General features: G+C 47.2%; 18 protein-coding genes. 12 read left to right on the plus strand and 6 right to left on the minus strand.

Annotation, left to right across the window (positions count from 1 at the left end):
• The first annotated feature begins 2 nt into the window (after positions 1-2).
• Positions 3-1,634, plus strand: a complete 1,632-nt coding sequence (vabE, locus tag EXZ60_RS15925; protein WP_277435946.1) for a 2,3-dihydroxybenzoate-AMP ligase VabE — start codon at positions 3-5, stop codon at positions 1,632-1,634.
• Positions 1,635-1,746: 112 nt separating this feature from the next.
• Here vabE and EXZ60_RS15930 read toward each other — a convergent pair whose 3' ends face one another.
• The 5 genes from EXZ60_RS15930 to vabH all read right to left on the minus strand — a co-directional run bounded on the left by EXZ60_RS15930 (position 1,747) and on the right by vabH (position 14,482).
• On the minus strand, positions 1,747-2,670 hold the full coding sequence (locus EXZ60_RS15930) for an isochorismatase (RefSeq protein ID WP_277435947.1): 924 nt from the start codon (positions 2,668-2,670) through the stop codon (positions 1,747-1,749).
• A 247-nt stretch (positions 2,671-2,917) separates the two neighbouring features.
• Positions 2,918-4,231 (minus strand): vanchrobactin export MFS transporter VabS, encoded by a 1,314-nt coding sequence (gene vabS, locus EXZ60_RS15935; RefSeq protein WP_277435948.1) that lies wholly within the window; start codon positions 4,229-4,231, stop codon positions 2,918-2,920.
• 102 nt (positions 4,232-4,333) lie between these two features.
• Positions 4,334-12,820, minus strand: a complete 8,487-nt coding sequence (gene vabF, locus EXZ60_RS15940; RefSeq protein WP_277435954.1) for a vanchrobactin non-ribosomal peptide synthetase VabF — start codon at positions 12,818-12,820, stop codon at positions 4,334-4,336.
• 105 nt (positions 12,821-12,925) lie between these two features.
• The gene (locus tag EXZ60_RS15945; protein WP_013857274.1) at positions 12,926-13,120 is read right to left on the minus strand and encodes an MbtH family protein; all 195 of its coding nucleotides are present in this window, start codon (positions 13,118-13,120) and stop codon (positions 12,926-12,928) included.
• A 21-nt stretch (positions 13,121-13,141) separates the two neighbouring features.
• The gene (gene vabH, locus EXZ60_RS15950) at positions 13,142-14,482 is read right to left on the minus strand and encodes a vanchrobactin esterase VabH (RefSeq protein WP_277435949.1); all 1,341 of its coding nucleotides are present in this window, start codon (positions 14,480-14,482) and stop codon (positions 13,142-13,144) included.
• A 164-nt stretch (positions 14,483-14,646) separates the two neighbouring features.
• Between vabH and fvtA the strand changes: the two genes are divergently transcribed.
• The 10 genes from fvtA to gloA all read left to right on the plus strand — a co-directional run bounded on the left by fvtA (position 14,647) and on the right by gloA (position 24,748).
• Positions 14,647-16,728: a TonB-dependent siderophore vanchrobactin receptor FvtA gene (gene fvtA, locus EXZ60_RS15955; RefSeq protein WP_277435950.1), complete on the plus strand. Its 2,082-nt coding sequence runs from the start codon at positions 14,647-14,649 to the stop codon at positions 16,726-16,728.
• A gap of 55 nt (positions 16,729-16,783) precedes the next feature.
• Entirely contained in the window at positions 16,784-17,575 is a 792-nt protein-coding gene (locus EXZ60_RS15960; protein WP_241809098.1) for a 4'-phosphopantetheinyl transferase superfamily protein, read from the plus strand.
• A gap of 157 nt (positions 17,576-17,732) precedes the next feature.
• Complete coding sequence (gene rsxA / locus EXZ60_RS15965) at positions 17,733-18,314, plus strand: electron transport complex subunit RsxA (RefSeq protein ID WP_010318463.1); 582 nt, start codon at positions 17,733-17,735, stop codon at positions 18,312-18,314.
• Position 18,315: 1 nt separating this feature from the next.
• Complete coding sequence (rsxB, locus tag EXZ60_RS15970) at positions 18,316-18,903, plus strand: electron transport complex subunit RsxB (RefSeq protein ID WP_013857280.1); 588 nt, start codon at positions 18,316-18,318, stop codon at positions 18,901-18,903.
• Between the two features lie 8 nt (positions 18,904-18,911).
• The gene (gene rsxC / locus EXZ60_RS15975; RefSeq protein WP_277435951.1) at positions 18,912-21,122 is read left to right on the plus strand and encodes an electron transport complex subunit RsxC; all 2,211 of its coding nucleotides are present in this window, start codon (positions 18,912-18,914) and stop codon (positions 21,120-21,122) included.
• Entirely contained in the window at positions 21,122-22,168 is a 1,047-nt protein-coding gene (rsxD, locus tag EXZ60_RS15980) for an electron transport complex subunit RsxD (protein ID WP_013857282.1), read from the plus strand. Before rsxC ends, rsxD begins: the two co-directional genes overlap by 1 nt.
• 8 nt (positions 22,169-22,176) lie before the next feature.
• A complete protein-coding gene (gene rsxG / locus EXZ60_RS15985) occupies positions 22,177-22,815 on the plus strand; it encodes an electron transport complex subunit RsxG (protein ID WP_013857283.1) in 639 nt (212 codons plus the stop codon).
• The gene (locus tag EXZ60_RS15990) at positions 22,808-23,500 is read left to right on the plus strand and encodes an electron transport complex subunit E (RefSeq protein ID WP_277435952.1); all 693 of its coding nucleotides are present in this window, start codon (positions 22,808-22,810) and stop codon (positions 23,498-23,500) included. Before rsxG ends, EXZ60_RS15990 begins: the two co-directional genes overlap by 8 nt.
• Before the next feature lie 27 nt (positions 23,501-23,527).
• Positions 23,528-24,163, plus strand: coding sequence for an endonuclease III (gene nth, locus EXZ60_RS15995; protein ID WP_010318469.1), 636 nt, complete (start codon positions 23,528-23,530; stop codon positions 24,161-24,163).
• Between the two features lie 168 nt (positions 24,164-24,331).
• Positions 24,332-24,748, plus strand: coding sequence for a lactoylglutathione lyase (gloA, locus tag EXZ60_RS16000; RefSeq protein WP_194575347.1), 417 nt, complete (start codon positions 24,332-24,334; stop codon positions 24,746-24,748).
• A gap of 107 nt (positions 24,749-24,855) precedes the next feature.
• On the opposite strand, the gene EXZ60_RS16005 is transcribed toward gloA, so the two are convergent.
• The gene (locus EXZ60_RS16005) at positions 24,856-25,737 is read right to left on the minus strand and encodes an OmpA family protein (protein ID WP_013857286.1); all 882 of its coding nucleotides are present in this window, start codon (positions 25,735-25,737) and stop codon (positions 24,856-24,858) included.
• A 202-nt stretch (positions 25,738-25,939) separates the two neighbouring features.
• Between EXZ60_RS16005 and rnt the strand changes: the two genes are divergently transcribed.
• Positions 25,940-26,599: a ribonuclease T gene (gene rnt, locus EXZ60_RS16010; protein WP_088732095.1), complete on the plus strand. Its 660-nt coding sequence runs from the start codon at positions 25,940-25,942 to the stop codon at positions 26,597-26,599.
• The last annotated feature ends 10 nt before the right edge of the window (positions 26,600-26,609 follow it).

The raw sequence follows: 26,609 nt of genomic DNA on the forward strand, positions 1-26,609 counted from the left end.
GAGTGGTCATGAATAATCTTAACCCGACCGATTTTACCCCTTGGCCTGAGCAATTCAGCCAGCGCTATCGTGAACAAGGCTACTGGCAACAAAGAACCTTATTTGATTATTTCAGTGATTCCGTCAAAAAAAGCCCTGACGCCATCGCACTGATTGATGAGTTCGGCCAATACAGCTATCAAAATTTATATCAGAAAATGATAAGCCTTGCGGCTGGCTTGAGCTCCCTAGGTTTGCAGCGGGGTGATAATGTCGTACTACAAATGGCCAATCGTGCTGAATTCTATCTCTGCTTTTTTGCCTTGACCATGCGAGGCATTAAACCTGTCCTTGCTCTGCCAGCGCACCGCTATCTAGAGCTGAGCTATTTTTGCCAACATACTCAGGCCAAAGCCTATATTTTTTCAGACGATATCGTGGGCTTTGACGCGCAGCAAACCGCTCAGAAACTACGAAGTAGTTGCCCTTCTCTCTTGCATACCATTGTTTGCGGTCAATCCTCACACGAGCAAATTCAGGAATTAGATACGCTTTACCACTGCGGGGAAGACGATCCTATTACTGATTCGGTCTTTGCTGATCAAGTGGCTTTTTTTCAGCTTTCCGGCGGAACGACCGGTACTCCCAAATTGATCCCTCGTACGCACAATGACTACGCTTATAGCGTACTTGGTAGCATTCAAATTTGTCAGTTTGGCCCACAAACGAGGTATTTGTGTGTTCTTCCCGTTGCGCATAACTTTCCACTCAGCTCGCCCGGTGCACTGGGCGTCTTTTACGCCGGCGGTTGTGTCGTGCTCGCTTCCGATACCACACCGCACACCGCTTTCCGTTTAATTGAGAAGCACCACATTACTGTCGCAGCACTAGTGCCGCCGTTAGCGCTACTGTGGATGAAATACGCCGAGTCCGCTACAGAAAACATCGCGAGCCTCACTCTGGTACAAGTCGGCGGGGCGAAGTTTAGTGAGGCCGCAGCAATGCGCTTACCGACGATTCTCCACTGTCAATTACAGCAAGTGTTTGGAATGGCTGAAGGGTTGGTTAATTACACACGACTTGATGACCCACTCAGCGTGATTGTTACTACTCAAGGACGTCCAATTTCAGCTGATGATGAAGTGATGATAATCAACGATGAGGGTGAGCCCGCCGCTATGGGTGAGGAAGGCTTACTCATGACCAGAGGCCCTTATACGATTCGAGGTTATTACCGAGCTCCAGAACATAACCAGTGCTCATTCACCGACCAAGGCTTCTATATCACAGGTGACAGAGTGCGTAGGACGGCTGAGGGCAATATTATCGTCACGGGACGAGAGAAAGATCAGATTAATCGTGGTGGTGAAAAAATCGCAGCCGAAGAGGTTGAAAACCTGCTACTTCAACATCAGGATGTTCATGATGTGGCTTTGGTTGCTATTGCTGATGAGTTTCTTGGTGAACGCAGTTGCGCCATTGTCGTTCCAGATAACGGTAAAACGCTCAAATCCATTACTCTGAAACGATTTTTACACGCTCAAGGATTAGCAGAATTTAAGATCCCTGATCACATTCATTTCGTCGATGAATTACCCAAAACCCCTGTGGGCAAAGTCAACAAAAAATGGTTAAGAACGCAATACTCTCACTAATCATGGCAATACAGGCGCTCAAAATAACGTGAAGATGGAAAAGCCGATATCGTCGATATCGGCTTTTACTAGGCGATGCGTTCTCTTTCGCTAGTCTAGTCGCCCAGTATACTCAAACCGGTTGCTCTTCAGTGGAACGCGTGTCCGTGACTTGATGTGACGACTGAGCAACAACACTAGGCTCCATCACATGCCACCACTCTCTTAAAGTTGAATATTTAATCATCTCTGAAAAGGCGCACTCTATGCCCATCTTGCGCCATGATTCAAATAAGGTAACCGCGCGGATAGAATCTAAGCCAAGAAAAGTGAGCTTCTCATCCAAATCCACTTCATCTAAATCGAGATCCAATAGCTCAGCCACTTGCTGACGCATCTGTTCAAGGCTCAATAATCTGGTTTCTTGTCTGTGGATCATTTGTGGTTTTAGTGCCTCAAGCGAAGTCACGCAGCCAACACGCTCTGTGATGTATTTCAACGTATGATGATGATCTTCCAAAGAGAAGTCAGCCACAGCATCACCGACCACAAAAGGCTGTATATCCAACATAAAGGCATCTAACGCCGTAGATAAGATACCTATATGTGCATAGACACCCACAATGATCAACTGGTCACGCTGTGTCTCTTTCATCCACTCCAACAGCGGCGTTTTCTTAAACGCGCTATAACGCCATTTGGTGTATTGGATATCCCCGTCTTCAGGTGAAAGCTCAGACACAATCTCAGTATCTTTTGTCAGCCCTGTTCCCCAAAAATCAGTCAGCAGCGCTCTCTCTACTGGGTCTTGGTTAGGAGGTTGTGCTGTGTACACCACGGGGATATTTGCCTGACGAGCCAGTGATTTCAGCTCTGAAATATTCGCTAATAACTCAGGAACGGGTGCCTGAGAATGATCAAAAAAGTTGATAAAGTACTTTTGCATATCGTGAATGAGCAGTACCGCTCTATCCGCTTGGACATGCCAATGAACTTTGTTTTTCGGAAATGTTTCAGCCAACGGAATGGAGTAGCTGGCTATTTTGGGAATCGCCATAAATGTAATCCTTGTTAAAAGAGGCTTTTCTCGTTCGTGATGCCTTAAAGCCAATAACGACTTCAGAAATAAGAGGCTCGTATTCGTCGACAACTGCCACCTAAATGGTAACAATTATCATTTCATTAATACTAAAGCAGTCTACGCATAAAAATCAATTGTTAATGAGATTAATTCTCAATTATGTGCGTAACATGTCGCTCTCGACTCACGGCAACGCAACAAGAGCCCACCGCAAAACGAATAGCTAATTCATCGTTTGCGCCGCAGGTTGGGAAGTGACCTCATCTGAGGAGACGTTAGGTTCTGAGCTTGTGTTAACGATAAGCGCTGGATCAAACAGAGTCGCTTGGCGTAATGAGCGAAATGCCATCACCATCAACGCACCAATTCCCGTTGCACCTAAACCAAAAGTGAGGATCGACATCGTTGGTGCTAGCACTTTACCCAACGCCCCTAAACCGAGTGCTCCAATCGAGTCTCCCGATACATCTTGCGCCGTCCATAAGCTACTTACGCGGCCTAACAGGTGATCTGGAGTGTGTCCTTGTACGATCGAATATTGAATCAGAGAAGCGACCGAACCCAAATAACCATAGCCAACTAAGATGAGAGCAAACCACCAAAAATTATTCACAAGCCCCATAGCCACAATCGCTAAAAATGAACCTAACGTCGCGTAGATTAAGACCATTCCTGGCTTTTGCGACTGTTTTACCCAACCTGAAGTCAGTGCGCCACACATCGCCCCCAACGGAATGGCCGAATACATCACACCTGCGTTAGCGGCGGTGCCCTGAAATGAGACTAAAGCTAACGCAGGGAACATCACTCTAATCGCAGTTGCTAATGTTTCGAGTGTGCCAAACAGCACCACACAGCCAACCACTTTGTTTGAAAATAGAAATTGAACACCTTCATACAGTGATTGAAATGGATTCTCTGGCGAATGATGTTGCGGTTTCATCGAAGGTAATCTAAACAGTGGGATCAGCGTACAAAGCGTTCCAACAGAAGCCGCAATATAGTTCCAACTGACATCACCGACAGTGATCAGTAAGCCGCCAATCGCTGGTGAGAGAACCATACCTAATCGAACCGTTAACATGCTCAATGCGGCAGCTTCAGGTAATTTTTGTCGCCCAACAATGGTCGGTAAAGCAGCCATCAAGGCCGTCATACCCATAGCGCCAAAAAAACCATCCCACACCGAGAGGATATAGAGAGCCGCTAAGGAGGATTGCGCGACTATGCTATTGAATGCTAATGCAGCAAACCCAATACCACAGGTCGCGCGTGCGAACAAAATCAATCGACGGCGATCGTACTTATCGGCCAATACGCCTCCTAGCAGCAGGCCAACAAACATCCCGATACCATCCAATGCCATGATAAGACCTACCTGCAAGGTCGAACCGGTCATTTGATGTATCTGTATCGGCACTGCGACCGTCATCATGCCAAGAGCAAGCACTGACATCATGCGGGCCATAAAGACCATTCGGAAATGTGGGTTGTTTTTCAGTAGGCTAAAATCTAAAAATATATTCTTTATATTCATACTATTATCTATTCAAACCAGAATGTAATGCTTTCAAAACATCGCGAAGATTAAGACGAAACCAGCCTTGATACGCACTGGTTTCGTCGATGGTGGTTTTTGTTATTTTTTCAGTGCAGCCTTCGACTCCAGCAGCGTATTTAAACATTCGCCAATCTGGCGTACATTTTCTGGGGCCAAAATATCTTCATGTGAACAATCAAACTGATGTTTAATCAACTGGCCGACAAAAGATTGCCAATGAGCATCAATATCATAACCATCTGGCACCGTACGTTGCGCCACGAAAAGGTGGGCCGGACCTTGATAATCAGACGTTTGTGCCTGTGCAAGTAGACGTACCGCATCTTCATAGTTAGCGGTAATCTCATTGAACATCGCCAAACGTTGCTCATCTAATTCAATATCGGTTAGCTCATTGATGGCCAGAAACTGCTCTTTTTCACGCTCAATTTCGTACTGCTCTTCTTCATCCATCGGGCCATCCCAGCTCTGACCTTCCGGTGGATAGGTATCCAATAACCCTAAAAAGTGCACCTCTTCACCCTGCTGTTGAAGCTTCGCGGCCAATTTTTGTGCCACAATTCCGCCAAATGAATAGCCTAATAGATGGTAAGGTCCAAATGGCTGTACCTCTCTTAAGACGGGTAATAAACGATCACACACTTCTTCCATCGTTTCACTGGTCGCCATCGCTCCGCCGGGCCGAGGTGATTGCAAACCATAAATGGGATAATGTCCTGTCAGATATTTAGGTAGCCCTGTGTATTGCCAAGCAAAGCCAGAAGCAGAGTTGACGCAAAAAAGTGCTGGGCCACTTCCGGCACGGATAGGCAGCACTTCACCAAAACCAGCTAAGGTGGGGTCGTTAAAAGCATCTTCATCCAGCAACAAACTCGCCAGTTTCTCCACCGTAGGATTGACCATGATTTGACCAACTGTGACAGGTAGGTTTAGCGCTCTTCGAATATCTGCCGCTAATTTCATCGCCAGCAGTGAATGCCCGCCGAGCGTAAAGAAGTCATCATCAGCAAACAGTGTTTCGACAGCCAATACTTGAGCAAATAGCGTCACCAATTGTGTTTCAAGGCCCGGATGAGCCTTGCGCCCTACCCGTGCTGCGACGTCATTTGGCCGCGGCAATGCTTTTTTATCTAGCTTGCCGTTGGCGCTAAGCGGATAGTGATCCAGTAACACGATAGCCGCGGGAACCATATGGGCTGGTAAATGTTCGGAAAGTTCAGCGCGTAGCTTCTCGCCATTCGTTACGCTCATATCATGCGCGATGACGTAACCGATAATTTGCCGTTCATCAGCGCCCAACATACTTGAATGGGTAGAGAGCGTCTGAGCACAGACCACCGCTTGTTTTACCGCAGGAAGTGCCTGTAATGCGCTTTCAATTTCACCCAGTTCCACACGCTGCCCGCGAATTTTTATCTGATCATCACTGCGTCCTAAATACTCAATCGAGCCACACGCTAACCAACGTACGACATCACCAGTGCGGTACATTCGCTCGCCACAAGTAAACGGATTGGCGATAAACCGATCCGCCGTTAACGCACTGCGATTAAAGTAACCGATGGCTAATTGCTCGCCAGCAAGATAGAGCTCGCCCGGTACACCGATTGGTACCGCTCTTAAAAAGCTATCGAGCACATAAACTTGGGTGTTCCATACCGGTAAACCAATCGGTGCACTACGGCCAACGCTTGCGTTTAATGCCTCGCCGTAAGCTGGATAGTAAGTCACGTCAACCGCCGCTTCCGTCGGGCCGTACAAGTTATGCAGCGGTGCATTAATTCTACGTGCGTACTGATGGCAGAGCTCTTTCGCAAGCGCTTCTCCTGAGCAAAATACTTGCTTGAGGCTTGGTGCTACGGTGAAACCCGTTGGGTGAGTTGCTTCAATTGAGGCCATGAAAGCAGCCAGCATTGAAGGTACAAAGTGCATCGTGGTCACGTGATAATCGTCAATTATTTGCAATAACCATTCAGGGTCTTTATGCGCTTCAGCCGGAGCCATCACTAAACTCGCCCCTTCCAGCAAGGGCCAGAAAAACTCCCACACGGAGACATCAAAACTGCACGGCGTTTTTTGCAATACCACATCATCAGAGCTCAAAGGATATTGGTGCTGCATCCACTTCAATCGGTTGACAATCGCTTGATGAGAAACCAACACCCCTTTGGGGTTACCCGTTGAACCCGAAGTGTAAAGCAAGTAGGCCGCATTTGAGGGGGTAAGCCCATCTGCGCGGTTCTGCCGCTCTGCGCGCACGGGGGCTGGTAACTTATCCAGCAACAATAGCGCCGCTAAACCTTCAAAACGTGAGGTAAATGAAGAGCAAGTGATGATCAGTGCAGGCTTAGCATCATTGATCATGTAGGCCAAGCGCTCATCCGGGTAGCCAACATCCAACGGTAAATAAGCCGCACCACATTCGATAATACTGTAGATCGCCAAGCTCAAGGTTGCGCTGCGTGGCAAGGCAACAGCAACAATATCCCCGGCCTTAACACCTTGCTGAAGCAGCAAATCGGCAATAGCGGCCACCTGCTCAGCCAGTGCTTGATAGGTAAAACGGTGCTCACTATCAATTAAAGCCAACTGATGTGGAGAACGTTGTTGCTGCGTGATCATCAAATCACGCAGTGTCGTGCGTTCAACGGCGGTTTTGGTCTGGTTGACGCGTTGCTGCAATTCAATTTCGCCACTTAACCGCAGATCCCATTCAGCGAAAGGCTTATCACTCGAAACCATAAACTCATCCAGCATTTGCTCAAATCGTTGTACGATCTGTTTTGCTACGCCGACTCGGTCTCGATATTCAAACAGGATATGCAGTTGCTCCCCCGGTAAGATGAGAATGGTTAATGGATAATGGGTATAGCCACGATTGTGGATAGCCATTAATTTCGCGCCGCTAAAGTCTTGCTGGTACCAACGGCTATGATCTGGATAGTTTTCGACCACCAACAAAGTATCAAAGAGTGTTTTTCCGCCCACCAGTTGCTGGATCTCACCCAAGCCAAGTTCATCGTGCTCCAGTAATTGGATCTGGATCGCTTGGTGCGCTTTTAATTGTTCACTCAAACTAAGGTGAGGTTGCAGTGTCACACGCACCGGCACAGTATTACTGAATAACCCTATCTGTTCATCAATACCGGCAATACGGCTGAACCGACCAGAGATTGGCGTACCAAAAACCACCTCTTCGCGGCCCGTCATGCTGGCGAGAATACTCGCCCAAAGGCCTTGCATTAAGGTGCTCATGGTTAAGCCATGATGTCGTAAACACTGATTTAACTGATCCGTTTTATGCTTTGATAGCCATAACTGATGCTCGTTAACTTCCTCGCTAAGCGGAATATCATCAAAAGCCATACTCGGCTGGACATCAGCTAATACTTTGCGCCAAAGCTCGGTCGCAACGGTTTTATCACGCTGCGTTAGCTGGCTCACAACATGAGCATAGCCGACGGTTACCGGAGGTAAATTCGAGACCCCTTGGGCGTATGCACTGAGAAAGTCATTCAATAAAATCGGCGTTGACCAGCCATCTACCACCAGATGATGTGCCGAAAGGAGCAGTGTGCTTTGCTGATCACCATGAAAAATCAACTGGGCCTGCAATAAGCTGTGGGTAGGATCGTTAAGGTCAAACTGGCGGCTTAGCTCTTGCTTCTCTAACTGATCAATCAACGCGCTTTGCTCATCACCACTCATATTTGTTATGTCATAACGTGTCAGTGGCCAGCTTGGGTTAACCTGCGTCATCACCTGTACGGTGCGCCCCAATATCGAACTATCAAATCGAGCGAGCAACTGCGGATGACGCCTAATCACCGCATTAAGCGCTTCGCTCACGCGATGCTCAGACAGTTGACCTTGGAAAGTAAGACGCGTGGTGGAGTTATAACTGCTATTTTTATCCCCTAATTGAGATTGGAACAGCAATCCTTCTTGCAAAGGCAATGCTGGCAGTACATCCGCTAACTTGCCATAGTGGTGTTGCAATAGGCTCGCTTGTCGCAGTGTGATTCCCGGCTCGGTATAGTCAGCAGGTACAGAGAGGTCCAACTCAGCACTATCGCCAACTTGTAGCGCTTGCTGTATTTTGAGCAGCTCACTTTCAATCTGTTGGCTCAGCGACACCATTTCCTGTTGGCTGAACAGATGAGCATTCCAAGACCAGTTGAGCACCAATCGCGGCGTTACCGATTCTTCGACGAAAATATTTAGCTCTAAGGGATGCTGCAATGCCCGTTCACTGTTTAAGGTGACAGCAAATGTATCGGCAAACTGCCCACTATATTGCTGTGGTGACCACTGACCATCGCTGCTTTGGAAACGACCAAGGTAATTAAACAGCAGTGACGGTTGGCGTGTATTCGCCAACGTGCGTAACTCATCTCGATACGGATTATCAAGATAGCGCAGCACCATATAACCTAGCCCTTTATCTTTCACACTGCGCTTACTTTGCTTCACTTCACGTAACCGCTCGCGGTAATCACCCTGCTTTGGCACGCTAATGATCAACGGATATTCGGTGGTAAACCACCCTAGGGTTTGATTGAGATCGATCCCCTCTTTACACTCTTCACGGCCATGAGATTCGACGTTCACTTTAATCTCTTCACACCCATAAAGTCTTGCGATCGCCCCCGTAACCGCGGCTAATAGCATCTCTTCAATATCGAGATTCATCTGGTGTGTGGGTAATTCAAATAACGGCTGCGTAACGGCATGAGAGAGTGGCGTACGCCAATGCGTCATGCGTATTTTATCGACAGGATCCTTGATGGGAGCAACAGCACGCTGTGCCTGCGCTCGCCAAAATGGCATTTGCGCAGCAGCGACCGCTAAATGTTGATACAGCGCTTTTGACCAACAATGGATACCGGTAACCTCCTCAGAAATCACCGCCACTTCACCTGCGACTTGCGCTTGAGTTAATGCCTGCAACTGCGGAAGCAATATTCGCCAAGAGACACCATCGATAAGGAAATGGTGAGCAAGGATCATGAGACTTTTATGCCCACTGCGCTCCGTTATCATCACCAAGCGTAATAGCTGACCCGATGATATTGACATCGACTGACTGCGCTGGCTAAACAGACCGTCCAACACGTTGCCATCTAGCCTCTCAACCGAAACCGATTCTACCCAGTTTTTTACATCAAGATTTTGCAGCGCCTCAATATGGTATTGCTGCTCTTTTTGGACCAAGCGACATACGGAATGGTTGGCGACCAGTTGCACTAAACTGGCTTGCAAGTGCGCTAATTGGGTTTCGCTTTCCACCTCAACAAGCACACTTTGCACATAACTGGTTGTATTAGAAAATGTCTCCTCAAACCATTGCCACATAGGCAGAGGCCGAATAATGCCTTCTTGTTTCTCGCGCTGTTGTTGCTGTAGTGGCGCCATTTGGCTCGCCATCATACCCAGTTGACGGGCTGCAAAAATAGCTTTGGGTCGTAGATCATAGCCCGCCGTGCGCAATCGCGTCCCAAGGCTCATTGCCGAAATACTGTCCCCGCCTAGGTTAAAGAAGTCATCTGACATTCCTACGTCACTGACACCGAGTAGCTCGGTGATCGCATCACATAACAGCTGCTCTGGTTGGCTTATTGGGGCCACGCGTTCGCTACGCGTGCCTGCCGAGTACTTAGGGAGCGCTTTTCTATCGATTTTCCCATTCACATTCAAAGAGAAAGCATCCAAGATCATCACATTGGCTGGCTGCATATAGTCAGGCAGCGCCTGTGCGATAAGACTTTGCAGTCTTTGCTCTGTGAACGCGGGTTGAACTGACTCACTCTGAGCCCCTTTTTCCAAAGTACAGTAAGCCAATAAACGATGAGTATCGCCAACATGCTCTGCCACGACTACCGTCGTATTAACACCATCAATCGCATTAATAGCACTTTCTACATCGCCCAATTCAATACGAAAACCGCGAATTTTGATTTGGTGATCACACCTGCCAACAAAATCCAGTAGCCCATTGTCTCGCCACTTCACCAAATCACCAGTGCGGTACATTATCTTGCCATACGCAAAGGGGTTCGCCACAAAACGTTCTGCTGTCATACTTGGCTGGTTGAGGTAGCCCTTTGCTAACCCCGCACCCGATAAATAAAGCTCACCCACCTCACCAATAGCGACAGGCTCTAAATTTTCATCAAGCACGTAAACACAAGCACCGGCAATCGGTCGACCAATGACAGGCGATGCATCTGCATCAAGCGAAGCGCTGATCGCATCAACCGTAAATTCGGTTGGTCCATAAAAATTTTCCACCAGCAGTTCGGGAAACTCACTCACACGGGACCAAAGCTTTTGTGGTATGGCTTCACTACCAATCAAAACTAACGTCGGCACGTGAGCGTTCGTCATTAATCCACTATCGAGCATTTGATCAAACAGTAAAGGCGGTAAATCAAGAGCATCGATATTATCTTCAGCAACACACTGAACCAGTTCGTAGGCGTCTTTCCGTTGTTCATCGTCATACAAATACATAGTATGGCCAGACAGCATCCAGAGTACTTGCTCCCAAGAAGCATCGAAGGAGAATGACGTCGTATGCGCCGCACGAACAGTAATAGCTTGTTCTGGTAACTGACGACGTGTCGCCAGTTTTCTGATGGCCGCAGAAAAAATCGAACCTTGATGAGAGCGCAGTAAATTCAACAGCGCTCCATGTGTGTTCATGACTCCTTTGGGGTGGCCAGTCGAACCTGAAGTAAAGATGATATAAGCCACGTCGCTGTGACTGAGCGTCGGTTTGAGTTGTGGCGCTGTGTGAATGCGAGCCAATTCAGGAAGAGCAATAAACCTAGGGACGTAGCTTATCGATGAATAAGCCATGTTTTGCTCATCCTCCTCCACAACTAAGCACCAAGGGCGTGCTTGTTCAACAATCGATTCAATACGTTCTATGGGATAATCAAGATCGATAGGCAGGTAAATCGCACCCGCTCGCAAAATCGCTAGCATAGTCACGACGCTTTCAGGCCCACGTCGTAACGCGACACCGGCAATATCACCTTGGCGCAAGCCCGCGGTAATCAGTTGATCCGCTCGAGTTTCAATGAGGTGATTGAAGGCATCAAATGTCCAACGCTGCTGTTTAAACACCAAGGCATCTTCGTTTGGCTTGCTCTCAACCGTCTGCTGCCATACATCCAGCACAGTTTGCTCTGTTTCATGTTCATGTTGTGGCCCCACCGACCACAAAGTAATCTGCTGCTTCTCGCTCGGCGGGATTAACTCTACCAAATCAAGTGGCTGTGTTGGATGGTTGGCAATCTGCTCTACCATCGCAACCAAACGAGCGGCATGAAGTTCTAATGACTCTTGGCTATATTTGGTGCTGTTGGCCGTGATATTAACACTCAATGTCTGACCATCGAGCACTGGCGAAAATTCAATCTCATCAATCGGACCTGCCGAGAGGATATGTGTCTCAGTCTCTACGCCAGATAAACTCAGTGCAGCTTCAAAGGGTTTAAAGTTGAGTATCGGGCCATAGAGCGGCTGGCCTACTAATCCCAGATCGCGTTGGATCTGCTCAGCGTCATACATCTGGTGGCGACGAACTTGGCGGATGGTTTTATTCATCTCTCGCGCCACATCAATAATGCTCATTTGTGGATGAAGTGACAGCGCCACCGGCAGTACATTCACTACCGCACCAGCGGCACAAGTGGCGGCATTGCCCATTCGGCGCATAAAGGGGACACCGACACACACTTGCTCTTGCCCAGAATGTAAATGGAGATAAGCAAATACCATCGCCATCGCAAGCTCGGCGGGTAACAACTGTGGACTATAGCGAGTTAACCACTCTCCACCGATTAATGGCACGGTGTGAGTGATGGTGCTCGATGATGTATTGGCTGCGCTACCTGTGGTGAGCGAAATAACATTGGGTAAATGAGCCGCTTGCGTTTGCCAAAAGTCATACGCCTGCTGGCGCGCTGCCGAGTCTAAAAATTGCTGATATTCTTGAATTACATCACTAAAAGCGCTGAACTCTTGAGGTTTCGCAGCGCCAATCCGCCAATGGTTATAAAGTTGGCAGATGTATTGACTGATGGCATTCACGCTGAACCCATCCACGTCAATATGATGGTAACGTTGATACCAAAACCATTGCGGTGCATTGCTTGAACCAACATCAATTAAACAGTGTCGGAAACGCCTCTTTCTTGCTGAAATGTCCAACCGCTGCGCAAGATCGTGCTTCATCCACTCCCGAGCCGACTCTTCTGGCAAGGCGGCTTGTGAAAAGTCGAGAATTTCAAGCCACTGCCCTTCTTCATCCGCTGGATAAAACTGCTGCCTCACGCTGCCATCGCTCTCTAGATAATGGCAGTGGAGGGAATCAACGCCTTGCAAGCCGATGGCTACCGCGTTTGAAAATAACTCAATATCGATTTGACCTTGAATCACCACGTAGTGGGCAACATTAAATTGCTCTGGATTGGGCATCATCTGCTCGGCAAACCAAATACCTTGCTGTGTGCCGATAAGAGGCCACTGATCCTCTTGCACTGATGAGTTGTGCATCTCTTTATTCCTAACAAAAGTCATTGTCTATGTCCCTTTTTGTTACCCCGCTTAACAAGCATGAATGAACAGCGCCGCTATTGCAGGAGTCAAAACTCGTTTGGTTTAAGCTCGAATATCTAACCACTGAGCTTCAATGTAGTTGCAACACTCTTGTTTTGACCTCGGTCCAAGGATGGCTTGCCAACCAGCGGGAATAGCTTTGAATTCTGGCCATAAACTGTATTGATTATGCGAATTGATCAGCACTAAAAATTGATGCTTAGATTCATCAAAAGGGTTGGTGTATTTTTCTGACATATTTCTCTCTACCGCTGAAAATTAAAGATAAGGTTCTAAAACATATGACAAGCCATCGATGATCCCGCCGCGCCAACAGAGTCGATCGTGACCGCCGTCAAACAGACGAAATTGAATCCGATGCTGTTGTGAAGCCAATTGTTGGTATAGATCTCGACTTAAATCGATCATGATGTCTTCGCCGCTACCCACTTCGAGGAAAAGCGCAAGACGTGAATTGGCACCTAAACCTTGATGTACCTCTTGGCTCATTTTGCTTAATCGCGAGTCGCTTTTCGGTGGACAATATTCACTGGGGGGTTTAACGATCGAGAAATCGGGCCACCAAAATGAACCCGATTGACAAACCACAGAACCGAATCGCTGCGGCCAGTGTAATGCTGCGTACATTGCCGCTAAGCCTCCTAAACTCTGGCCTACGATCACCGTTTGGTCTGCATCGCGGGTTACTCTGACGCGCTCGTTAATCGAGGGGAGTAACTCCTCCATCACGGCTTGCCAAAACAGCGGATTACAACTGAGATCATCACTGCGTTGTTGAGCGCTAATTTCATCAATCAACACATAGAGCGCCGCTGGAAGCTTTCCACTGTGGGTCGCCTGTGAAAGAGCCTCATAAACTGGCATCGATTGAGACCAAAAACGGCCATCGAGCATCAATACCAAAGGTAACGGCTCAGTGGTGGGTCTTTGCGCGGTAGAATAAAGCCAAATCTCGCGCGATGTACCGAGCAAAGTGCTGCGCCAAGTAAAGGTCGAATCAGCACTTTTGAAGCACTGACCTTGCGCTGAATCGAAACCGAGCCACTCTGTTTGCGTAAGCGCTTTAGGCATATGACAAGGTGTTTTCGCGCGCCCCCACTCGCATTTTGACAAATCATTTTGAGCCAGTGGATCAGCGCAACTCAGTGGAAAAATGGAGCGTAGCCATTGCCGATGTTGGTGGCGCATTGCATCGTATGAACCTTGGTAACTCGGCTGCACTAACGCTTCTGGGACAGGAATAAAAGAGTACCCTCCTCGCCAACTCTGTTTGACGCTACCGATATAAAACCACACATCGGTATTATCGACATGAGTAAACTTCGCCATCGAAAAACTGTGATGATCGGTGACACCATTAATATCAACGTAGATCGCTTGATTTGCGGCCACACTCGGCTTCGACCCACGCCATAAAAAAAGCACTTTTGCATATTCGCCATTTATTTCAATTACATAAGGCATGCCGATCGATTGCACATGTGCCCACCAAAGCTCGTCACCAATAGAGCCGCCCTCTTGAATAAAACGGGCCAATACCCCATTGAGCTCAGCCCTCTCTTGTGAGCTCTCCTGATTAACAATCATTACTAAAACCACCCCATATCAAGCCTAGTATTTTTGAAACATAGAAACCAAGTAGCATAAAACCGCATTGATGATATTGCAAATAATAACAATTATCATTAACATTACAACCAGCAACAGTTGATTTGATAATGGTTGCAGTAACATCATTTTTTCTATTAAGGAACTTTTAGGTCATGAAGCCCATGGATATGAATAACGGTAGTAGTAAGGCAGTCAGAAATATCAATAAGACTCAACTCGCCACATTGATTGGCATCCTCTGCGTGAGTACTAGCGCAAATGTTGTCGCGGAACAGCTCGAAAAAAAAGAGCCGCAGAGAAAGCAAGATACTGTGGTTGTGGTGGGTGAGAAATTGGGAGGAACACTGGCCGAAAACACCAGTTCGCTCACCCTATTCACCGATGAAGTGGATGATGGTGAAAGCCGAGATTACTACGATCTGCTCGACCGCGTACCAAACGTACTCAATGCACCGTCGGGCATTCCACACATTCGTGGGGTCGATGGACGTGGCCCTGGCGAAGGTTTTCTTACCTTCATGACAGGCGCAACACCTCGCGTCAATACAACGGTAGACGGCGTGTCTGAATCTTGGTCTGGAGAAGCGTTTGGCAAAGCTGGACTGTGGGATACAGAACAAGTGGAAGTCTATAAAGGGCCACAATCCACCAACCAAGGCCGCAATAGTATTGCCGGTGCGGTTGTGATCAAAACTAAGGATCCAACGTTCCACCGTGAGGGTAAAGTTCGCGCTGGTTATGAAAATGAAGACAGTAAATATCATCTCGCAGGGGTCGTGTCGGCACCTCTGGTTGAAGATACTTTAGCGTTTCGTCTTGCCGCCGAAGGTACCAAAGGCAATACCCCTATCGATTACTCTCTGCCTAACGGCGATCAGTACCCTTGGGATCCTTCCGAGCTCGAATCCTATAATGTCCGTGGTAAATTATTGTGGAAACCTCAAGGAAATGACAAGCTAACAGCCAAGCTAACGGTTGGTAGCCGTAATGAAGAGGGGCAATACACCAACTTCGTTACCAAGCCGGGCACACTTGAACTACATAGCAAAAGTGGCACGCGTCGCCAAGAAACCAAAAGCTGGAATATCAACCTAGACGTCAATTATGTGATTAATGATGAACTGACAACGGATATTTTAGTCGCCCATCGTAACTACACCACCAAGTTCAAAGCTTACCCTCAAACTAATTGGTATGGTGATGTGGATGAAGATAACTACACCGCAGAAGCAAAGCTTACATATCAATCAGTTGATGGAAAGTACAATGCGATTCTAGGCCTAGCCAGCTTCTTCAAAGATCAATACACCGAAACAGATTCATTAAAACGTAAAGATGAAGTTTTAACCAACTCAATCTACTTTGATTCAAGAATTCGTTTGGATAATCGCTGGCAGCTATTATTAGGTGCACGTTATGAAAGAGATGAACTGAAGCGAGATTTCGATCACGCTACCCTACCACTCGATTTTAAAGCCGATGAAGATGACGGCATCCTATTGCCTAAGATTGGTCTATTACTTGATGTCTCAGATCACTCCACCCTCGGTCTTACGGCCCGTAAAGGCTACAATGCCGGTGGATTAGGCTATAACGAGTACAAAGAAGAAGTTTTTGTTTTTGAACAAGAAAAAGTCTGGAGCTACGAGCTAAGTTCTCGTTCAAGCTTCCTGGATGACAAGCTGGATCTGACTGCTAACCTGTTCTACAACGACTACAAAAATTATCAAACTTCGGTCTCTGGTGAGAGCGGCAAACGCTTCGACACCTATATCACCAATATACCGAAAGGGAAAACTTACGGTACGGAAGTTGAAGCCTCTTACTGGTTTGATTCTGGGCTCGACCTGTTTGCGTTTGTCGGTCTTCTTAAAACAGACATCAGCGAAGGACCAACCGGTACCTCTACCAATCTCTCAGGCAATGAGTTCAGTTACGCTCCTAAACTGTCTGCAGGTGCGGGCTTTACTCAACACTTAGATTCTGGTCTATTTTTTGGTGCTCGTGTTAACCACGTTTCCGATTACTATACCGATTTAGCCAACACAGAGAGTAAAACGGCTGGCGATTACACCGTGTTGAATCTGAATGCAGGTTACACTCTCAACGATTTGACGATTCGCGCTTACGTGAAAAACGTCACTGATGAAGAGTACGTGATTCGCCAGAAAAGTGATCTCTACGAAGTCGGCGGTCCACGCACCTTTGGCATAGTTGCTGATTACCAGTTCTAGTTAGTAACTCTGACTCACTCTCCTAGACATCAACACTTTGTTTTTGACTGGGGGAGTGATTTTTCACTCAATCTTAGATAAACGTCGCCACGCAGGCGACGCATCGAACAAGTTCACTCACTCGATAGGTAAAATAGGCATGCTCATCATTCCAAACTGGTCGTCTTTCATCCAATACCACCAGCTTGAAGTGAAGTATCTACCTGAATACAAAAATAAACTTGAAGAGCAAGGGATCTCCCTGCCCTCTTCTTTAAACCAAGCCGTGCTAAAACGCCATTGTGAATTTTTAGCTGGCAGGATGTGTGCAAAACACTGCCTAACCAAACTGGATCAATCACAGTCGCTAACGTTGGAGATTGGCAAGGGGAATCAAGCGGTTTGGCCGCAAAATATCGTAGGCTCAATATCTCATTGCCATGGCTACGCTATCGCAGCCGCCACTCACCAGACTCAAGCGTGTGCCGCTCTTGGTATTGATATTGAACAACTCATACGAGATGAATGGCTCTGTGATATTCGCCAGCAAGTAATGACACCCGCAGAGCACATTTTTGCTCATCACTTTGCCCAATTAGCGAGCTTTATTACGCTGATTTTTTCCGCGAAGGAATCGATTTATAAAGCCATTTATCCATGGGTTGAACAGGTTCTTGATTTTCACGTGGTAGAACTGATCCACGTTGACAAACACGCCAAACGACTCATTTTTCAGATTCACACTGATCTTCATCCTTTTTTAAATCCATCATACACAATCAGCGTTGGTTACCACTGGCCTGACAGTGAGTATGTACTGACTTGGTGTTATTTAAGTCAAGCCCATTTTTCGACACATAAAAAATAGCCTGCTGACACTGCTTTATAACGCCCCATATCAACCTAATACTGGCGTAGCAGCGTACAAAATTCCGTCAAAGGTATAAAACCTTATCTTTCCTTGGTTGTTATTCGCTTGGCAAAGCACGATAATCACCAGATCGGAACTTAAGACTTATATAACTATGACCGAATATTTTTTGTTATTAATCGGCACTGTACTGGTCAATAACTTTGTACTGGTAAAGTTTCTAGGGCTATGTCCTTTCATGGGCGTATCAAAAAAATTAGAAACCGCAATAGGGATGGGGTTAGCGACGACTTTCGTGCTAACTCTAGCGTCAGTGTGTGCGTATTTAGTAGAAAGCTATGTTCTTAAACCATTAGGTATTGAGTACTTACGCACCATGAGCTTTATTTTAGTGATCGCCGTGGTGGTGCAGTTCACCGAAATGGTGGTACACAAAACCAGCCCAACGTTATATCGCCTGCTCGGGATTTTCCTTCCTCTTATCACCACCAACTGTGCGGTACTTGGGGTTGCGCTTCTCAACATCAACGAAAATCATAACTTCATTCAATCCATTATTTATGGTTTTGGTGCCGCGGTTGGGTTCTCATTGGTATTGATTCTGTTTGCTTCCATGCGCGAACGCATCGGCGTAGCCGACGTACCAACGCCCTTCAAAGGCGCATCAATTGCTATGATAACCGCAGGTCTTATGTCACTCGCCTTCATGGGTTTTACAGGATTGGTGAAGTTGTAATATGAGCACAATACTCATCGCTATTCTTGCACTTGTCGCATTGGCCGCTGTGTTTGGCGCTATCTTAGGTTTTGCCTCTATCCGCTTTAAAGTAGAAGCCGATCCTATCGTCGATCAGATTGATGCGATTTTACCGCAGACACAATGCGGTCAATGTGGCTATCCGGGCTGTCGCCCTTATGCACAAGCCATTGCCAATGGCGATAAAATCAATAAATGCCCGCCCGGCGGCCAAGCAACCATTGAAAAATTGGCTGACTTAATGGGCGTTGAAGCCGAAGAGTCTGCGCATGATCTTGATAATAAGGTCAAAACCGTTGCCTTCATTCATGAAGATATGTGCATCGGTTGTACAAAATGCATTCAAGCTTGTCCCGTAGATGCCATTGTTGGTGGAACTAAGGCTCTGCATACCGTGATCAAGTCAGAATGTACTGGCTGTGATCTATGTGTTGCCCCCTGCCCAACGGACTGTATTGAAATGATCCCGGTAGAAACTACGACCGATACTTGGAAGTGGCAAATGAACGCGATTCCTGTTGTTGATGTTACCGACTCTGCCTCACGTGCGCAGAAAAGCGTGAATTAAGGATTGGTATGTTGTCATTAATAGAACAAATCAAAGCTGGCACTCTCTGGAACTTCCCGGGAGGCATTCACCCGCCAGAAAATAAACAGCAGTCAAATCAAACGGCACTGACTCATGCAGGTATACCGCAAGAAATTGTATTGCCACTCAAACAGCATATTGGCCGAGCCGGTGATTTATTGGTCAGCGTTGGCGATAAAGTACTCAAAGGCCAACCACTAACACAATACACCTCAACCTTCATGTTGCCTGTACACGCTTCAACCTCTGGCATCATTACCGCCATTGAACCGCGCACCACGGCGCACCCTTCTGGGTTAAGTGAAATGTGTATTGTCATCACGCCAGATCAACAAGATGAGTGGGCAGTGCGCGCACCACTGGCTGATTATCGACAACACTCCCCAGAGCAATTGATTGAAATCATTCGTCAAGCTGGCATCTCTGGGTTGGGCGGCGCCGGTTTTCCTACTGCAAAAAAAATGCAATCAGGCCTCGCTCGCACTGATATTTTGATCATCAACGCCGCCGAATGTGAACCTTACATCACAGCCGATGATGTACTCATGCAGCACCATGCAGCAGAGGTCATCGATGGGATCAGTATTGTAGAGCACATTCTTAAGCCCAAATTAACCATCATCGGTATTGAAGATAACAAACCAGAAGCAATTCAAGCGTTAGAAGCCGCCGCAATACATAAAGACATCGTGATCCGCGTGATCCCAACCAAATACCCTTCAGGTGGTGAAAAGCAGTTAATTAAATTGCTGACCAACCAAGAAGTGCCTGCGGGTAAAATTCCAGCCGATATTGGCTTGATGGTACAAAATGTTGGCTCTATCTACGCGATTAAACGCGCCGTCATGGATGGCGAACCCCTGATTAACCGCGTAGTCACCTTAACGGGCAATACGTTTAAACAGCCCCGGAATGTCTGGGTTTTATTAGGCACACCCGTACAATATTTACTCGAACAATTTGGCTATAAGGCAGATAAAAAATTACCGCGTCTTATCATGGGCGGCCCGATGATGGGGTTCACCCTGCCTCATTCACAAGTTCCGATCACCAAAACCACCAACTGCATTCTGGCACCCACTCGTAAAGAGATTGCCTCTTCACAACATGAAATGGCCTGCATTCGCTGTGGTCAGTGCGCGGAAGCCTGCCCGGCCTCCTTATTACCTCAGCAACTGTTCTGGCACGCGAAAGCGGAAGAATATGATAAGTGTGAAGAACTAAACCTCAAAGATTGCATTGAGTGCGGGGCTTGTGCTTATGTTTGCCCCAGTGAAATTCCATTGGTGCAATACTATCGTCAAGCCAAGGCTGAGATAAAAACTCGCCAGCAAGAATCAGAAGCCGCTGAACGTGCCAGAGTACGTTTCGAAGAGAAAAAAGCACGTTTAGAACGCGATAAAGCCGATCGCGAGAATCGTTTCAAAAAAGCAGCCGATGAACGTCGTCAAGAGATAAAACACACAGGCGGCGACGATGCGATTGCAGCGGCCATTGCTCGCGTTCAAGCGCAAAAAGCACAAACAGAAAACAACCCAAGCACCGTAAAACCCGCCGTTGCTGCGGCTATTGCTCGCGCTAAAGCCAAGCAAGCCGAAGCACTGCAAGCAGGTCAAGTCGAGCCAGATAACGCTGAAATGGTTAAATTGCGCGAAGAGCGCAAACGTCAAGCTCGCGAGAAAAAAGCGCAGCAAACCAGTGCTGATGCGCCACCAGCAGAAACTGGTGATGATAAAAAAGCGGCAGTCGCGGCTGCCATTGCCCGAGCGAAAGCACGCAAGGCAGAGCAGCAAACGGCGCCAAGTGAACCCCAGCCAACGCTTGAACCTGCACCTACTCAACCTGAGGATGCAAAAAAAGCGGCAGTCGCTGCTGCCATTGCTCGCGCCAAAGCGCGCAAAGCAGAACAGCAAACGGCGCCGAGTGAGCCTCAGCCAACGCTTGAACCTGCACCTACTCAACCTGAGGATGCCAAAAAAGCGGCAGTCGCTGCCGCCATTGCTCGCGCAAAAGCGCGCAAGGCAGAGCAGCAAACGGCGCCAAGTGAACCTCAGCCAACGCTGGAACCTGCGCCTACTCAATCTGAGGATGCCAAAAAAGCGGCAGTCGCTGCCGCCATTGCCCGCGCCAAAGCGCGCAAGGCAGAGCAGCAAACGGCACAAGCGAAAAACAATCATAATTCTGAGGAGAATAATTAGTGGCCTTTTTTATTGCCAGCTCCCCCCATGCACACAGCAAACGCAGCACATCAGAACTGATGAAGTGGGTCGCCTTGTGCGCCTTACCGGGGCTTATCGCGCAAAGCTACTTCTTTGGTTGGGGTACTCTCATTCAACTGATGCTCGCTATCATCATCGCTTTGGCTTTTGAATCTGCCGTTATGCTACTGCGTAAGCGCTCACCACTGTTGGCAATCAAAGATTACAGCGCCGTGGTCACCGCTTGGCTTCTGGCCATTGCCATTCCTCCGATGTCCCCTTGGTGGGTTATCTTTATTGGCCTTATTTTTGCCATCATTATTGCAAAACACTTATACGGCGGACTAGGACAAAACCCATTCAACCCCGCCATGATTGCTTATGTGGTTTTGCTTATCTCTTTCCCTGTGCAGATGACCAGTTGGATTGCTCCAACGGAATTAGCCCCGGATCCAATCTCGTTTAGTGATGCATTTTCACTTATTTTCAGTGGCTTCAACGTAGAAGGTTTATCACTACAACAAATCCGAACGGGTATCGATGGTGTCACCATGGCCACCCCATTGGACGCTGTAAAAACCGGATTACATAACGGTGAGACTCTGCATGAAGCGATGAGCCAGCCTCAATTTAGTGGGTTAGCTGGGCTTGGCTGGGAATGGGTTAACCTTGCCTATTTAGCTGGCGGCTTATTATTGATCAAACTACGTGTGATCAACTGGCATATCCCGATTGCGGTGCTGTGTGGTTTAGTAATGGCAAGTGCTTTCACTGCGCTTATTGAACCGGGAGCAACCGCCTCACCCTTGTTTCATTTGCTCTCGGGCGCGACTATGCTCGGCGCTTTTTTCATCGCAACCGATCCAGTCACCGCTTCCACAACCGTCAAAGGTCGCTTAATTTACGGCGCATTTATTGGCATGATGATTTTCATTATCCGCAGTTGGGGGGGCTTCCCTGACGGGGTAGCCTTCGCTGTATTACTTGCCAACATGTGTGTCCCACTGATTGATTACTACACTAAACCTCGAACCTACGGGCATTAAGGAGCGCTATGTTAACCGCCATTCGCAATAACGGTTTGATTCTCGCTATCTTTGCCTGTGCTTCAACAGGTGTTGTAGCGTTAACCCAATACCTAACAAAAGATCAAATAACCAAGCAAGAGCAGATTCAACTGCAATCGATTTTAAACCAAGTGATCCCGCACAGTTTGCACGACAACGAACTGTACAAATCCTGTACACTGGTGACTGATCCTGCACTTGGTACAGACCAACCTATGCACGCTTATATTGCCACACAAAACGGTGAACCGAGTGGACTGGCTATTGAAGCCATCGCACCTGATGGCTATAACGGCGCGATCAAGGTAATTATTGGCATCAAGCACGATGGCACCATCACAGGGACTCGCGTTCTGTCTCATCAAGAAACACCGGGGTTAGGTGACAAAATAGATTTACGCGTCACTGATTGGATATTGAGCTTTACTGGCAAGCAAGTCACTGAGCAAAATATCGAGACTTGGAAAGTGCGCAAAGATGGGGGACAATTTGATCAGTTTACTGGAGCGACGATTACGCCGCGAGCCGTCGTCAAAGCGGTGAAAAATACCGCTCAGTTTGTGAATCAACATCGAGAAGCACTATTAGCACAACCTTTTGACTGTAAAGGAGCCAGCAATGAGTGATCATAAAACACTGATTAAAAACGGGATGTGGAGCAACAACCCTGCGCTCGTTCAACAACTTGGACTGTGCCCTTTACTAGCGGTTTCTTCCACTGTCACGAATGCGCTAGGTTTAGGCGTTGCGACATTGCTGGTTCTCGTCTGTTCAAATGTCACCATCTCATTAGTACGAGATTATGTCCCCAAAGAAGTTCGTATTCCTGTGTTTGTGATGATCATCGCCGCACTAGTAACTTGCGTACAACTGTTAATGAATGCCTACGCTTACGGCCTGTACCTATCGCTAGGGATCTTCATTCCTCTGATTGTGACCAACTGTATCATCATCGGTCGCGCCGAAGCATTTGCCTCAAAAAATGCGGTGTTGCCTTCAGCACAAGATGGATTTTGGATGGGCATGGGAATGACCACTATTCTGGTCATTTTGGGCGCACTGCGTGAAGTAATTGGCAATGGTACACTGTTTGATGGTGCTGATTTATTACTGGGTCATTGGGCAACCATTTTACGCATTGAGGTCTTCCATTTTGACAACAGCTTCTTGCTTGTGCTCTTGCCGCCTGGAGCGTTTATTGGTGTTGGCTTTTTGATTGCAGCTAAAAATATCATCGATAAAAATCTGGCTGCTCGCCAACCTAAAGAACAAAAGCCCGTCATAGAACGAGCACGCGTCACTAACGCTTAGCGAAATCATAAGGAAGTTTTCCAAACGATGAATAATGTCAAACGAGTCGAAATCCTCGAGCGTTTACGGGCCAATAACCCGAAGCCAGAAACCGAGCTTAAATGGAGCACACCGTTTGAGTTACTGATCTCAGTACTGCTTTCCGCTCAAGCGACTGACGTCAGCGTTAATAAGGCCACTGACAAGCTTTACCCTATTGCTAATACGCCACAAGCCATCTTTGAGCTTGGCGTTGATGGGCTAAAGCAATACATCAAAACCATTGGTTTATTCAATTCCAAAGCAGAAAACGTCATCAAAACTTGCCGTATCTTATTGGATCAATACGCAGGAGAAGTGCCAGAGAGCCGTGAAGCATTAGAATCGCTGCCCGGCGTTGGCAGAAAAACGGCCAATGTGGTATTGAACACCGCTTTCGGGTGGCCAACCATCGCCGTTGACACGCATATTTTCCGTGTTTCAAATCGAACCAAGTTTGCGGTGGGTAAAAACGTTGATGAAGTGGAACAAAAGCTGCTCAAAGTCGTCCCTAAAGAATTCAAAGTTGATGTTCATCACTGGTTGATCTTACATGGTCGCTACACCTGTGTCGCAAGAAAGCCGCGTTGTGGCAGTTGTATCATTGAAGATCTTTGCGAATTCTCTGATAAAACTGACCTATAAAATTTAACCAGATCCCCAAAAGACTCAACTCTGCAAGTAGGCAGTAAGTAAACGAATTCCTTTGAACATAGATAAACTCTGTGATTGGAGTGGGTGAACGTAAGCCAACATCATCGCCACAGTGGTCGGGTGGGGATAGATATTTCATCAGAAAGTTAGGAGCTCAACATGTCAAATAGTCGTATTTTGCACACCATGCTACGCGTAGGCGATTTAGAAAAATCGATCGCGTTTTACACCAAGGTCATGGGTATGCAACTGCTTCGTACTAATGAAAATACAGAATACAAATACACATTGGCATTTCTGGGTTATGGCGATGAATCTCAGGGTGCGGTGATCGAACTGACCTATAACTGGGACACCACAAGCTATGACCTAGGCAATGCTTTTGGCCACATCGCCATTGGTGTTGAAGATGTGTATACCACCTGTGACGCGATTAAAGCGGCTGGAGGTAATGTGACCCGTGAAGCTGGCCCAGTAAAAGGTGGCACCACGCATATCGCTTTTGTGAAAGATCCTGATGGTTACATGATTGAACTTATCCAAAACAAACAAGCATCAGCAGGTTTAGAAGGATAAGCCTCTTTGCGGCATCGGCTAGTTATATAAACTAGATGCGTAAGGTTTCCCGGATAACATCACAAAAAGCAGCCTTTGAAATGGGCTGCTTTTTTACTCTAACGTTATTAGATAATTGTTCGACCCAGTGAAATAACCACACGACGGTTTTTATCTTTGCCGATGGGTGATGCGTTGTCGGCAATCGGCCTGCGTTTACCATAGCCTTGCACTTGAATGCGATCCTCAGGTAACCCCAGTGATTTAAAGTAATCTCTTAATACCTCAGCCCTACGCTCAGAAAGATCCTGACTCACTCCTCGACTATCAACAGAGTCGGTATAGGTAGAAACCAGCACCAAATCAATATCTTGGTTATAGCGAATATAGTCGGCAATTTGCGCAAGCCGTTTTTGCGAAGCTTTATTGAGTTGCACATTATCGCGGTCGTAATGCAGAATCGTAAATGAGATATCTTCAAAACTGTACGTCAGCAAATTGCTTACACAATCGCTAAACACGTTGTACTTCTCTTGAAAAAGAACCGACGAGAGAGCCACTTCAATGCGCTGATCTCGGCTTTGCCAATCTTGGTAGCTAAAGGTTGGATAGCGTCCTTTTTCCAATTCACTGAGTAGGCTCCAAGCGGTTTGGCCACCGATGTAACCATCGAACTGTTTGAAGAATTGCAAATTGGTAATACGGTCTGCACTCTCACCCGGACGCCAACTCGGTGGTAATGACACTAAACTTACATTGCGAGTTTCGCCCATTGGACGACGCATTTTGAGTTCGAAATCGAGGTTAATCTTCTTATTCGCACGTGAAGAGAATTCAGCGTCACCGTAATTGGGGATCGGATGGACCAAACGGCACTCTAAAGGGGTATTCGTCACCATCTGCCACGTAGACTGCTGTGGTGTTGCCACATAACGCTTATCCATCGCCATAGGGGCAAAGGATGTCAGTATGCTGGTCATCACAATAGTGGCAGTAACCCATTTATTCATAACGATTTTATTCTCCGAGCGATACTACAACGATGGCGGAAAATTGCCGCTTCGCTTTCTATTGACTAAGTTAATGCAAAAATCTAGCCACATCACCGCACTATCCAACGCATAGTGAAACCTGCATTTATTAACGTGTTTGGTTTTTATCGTAGAAAGAATCTGTAATAATGCCAGCCCTGTCACACAACCAAGAGCTAGCATGACTGAAGTAAATGAAGCATTGACACTGAAAAAGCGTTTCCGCGGTTATTTTCCCGTCGTCATCGACGTCGAAACAGCCGGTTTCAATGCAAAGACCGATGCACTATTAGAAATCTGCGCGATTACGTTGCGTATGGATGAACAAGGTGATCTGCACCCAGCATCGACGATTCACTTTCATGTTGAGCCTTTTGAAGGTGCCAACCTTGAAAAAGAGGCGCTTGAGTTTAATGGCATTCGTGACCCATTTAGCCCATTACGCGGTGCCGTCAGCGAAGCCGAAGCACTCAAAGAAATTTATAAGCTAGTCCGAAAAGAGCAACGCGACAATGACTGTAGCCGCGCGATCATGGTGGCGCACAATGCTACCTTTGACTTGAATTTCGTGATGGCAGCCAGTGAACGCTGCAAGCTAAAACGAGTCCCTTTCCACCCTTTTGCGACTTTTGATACCGCCGCGCTAAGTGGTTTAGCTTATGGCCAAACCGTTTTAGCCAAAGCGTGCAAATCCGCTGGGATGGAATTTGATAATAGAGAAGCGCATTCAGCGCTATACGATACGCAAAAAACAGCCGAACTTTTTTGCGGTATCGTCAACAAATGGAAGGCCCTTGGCGGATGGCCACTTGTTGAACCTTCAGAAAACAATAACAAGTAAACACAACTAA

Source organism: Vibrio sp. 1151_11 (genome assembly GCF_029478525.1).
Taxonomy (GTDB): Bacteria; Pseudomonadota; Gammaproteobacteria; order Enterobacterales; family Vibrionaceae; genus Vibrio; species Vibrio anguillarum.

Bases quoted from the DNA above. Each gene is read 5' to 3' on its own strand.
- EXZ60_RS16005 (WP_013857286.1), bottom strand. From the start codon at position 25,737: ATGAATAAATGGGTTACTGCCACTATTGTGATGACCAGCATACTGACA.
- EXZ60_RS15990 (WP_277435952.1), top strand. From the start codon at position 22,808: ATGAGTGATCATAAAACACTGATTAAAAACGGGATGTGGAGCAACAAC.
- EXZ60_RS15930 (WP_277435947.1), bottom strand. From the start codon at position 2,670: ATGGCGATTCCCAAAATAGCCAGCTACTCCATTCCGTTGGCTGAAACA.
- fvtA (WP_277435950.1), top strand. From the start codon at position 14,647: ATGAAGCCCATGGATATGAATAACGGTAGTAGTAAGGCAGTCAGAAAT.
- rsxB (WP_013857280.1), top strand. From the start codon at position 18,316: ATGAGCACAATACTCATCGCTATTCTTGCACTTGTCGCATTGGCCGCT.
- vabF (WP_277435954.1), bottom strand. From the start codon at position 12,820: ATGCACAACTCATCAGTGCAAGAGGATCAGTGGCCTCTTATCGGCACA.
- rnt (WP_088732095.1), top strand. From the start codon at position 25,940: ATGACTGAAGTAAATGAAGCATTGACACTGAAAAAGCGTTTCCGCGGT.
- vabS (WP_277435948.1), bottom strand. From the start codon at position 4,231: ATGAATATAAAGAATATATTTTTAGATTTTAGCCTACTGAAAAACAAC.
- gloA (WP_194575347.1), top strand. From the start codon at position 24,332: ATGTCAAATAGTCGTATTTTGCACACCATGCTACGCGTAGGCGATTTA.
- rsxG (WP_013857283.1), top strand. From the start codon at position 22,177: ATGTTAACCGCCATTCGCAATAACGGTTTGATTCTCGCTATCTTTGCC.
- rsxA (WP_010318463.1), top strand. From the start codon at position 17,733: ATGACCGAATATTTTTTGTTATTAATCGGCACTGTACTGGTCAATAAC.
- nth (WP_010318469.1), top strand. From the start codon at position 23,528: ATGAATAATGTCAAACGAGTCGAAATCCTCGAGCGTTTACGGGCCAAT.
- EXZ60_RS15945 (WP_013857274.1), bottom strand. From the start codon at position 13,120: ATGTCAGAAAAATACACCAACCCTTTTGATGAATCTAAGCATCAATTT.
- rsxC (WP_277435951.1), top strand. From the start codon at position 18,912: ATGTTGTCATTAATAGAACAAATCAAAGCTGGCACTCTCTGGAACTTC.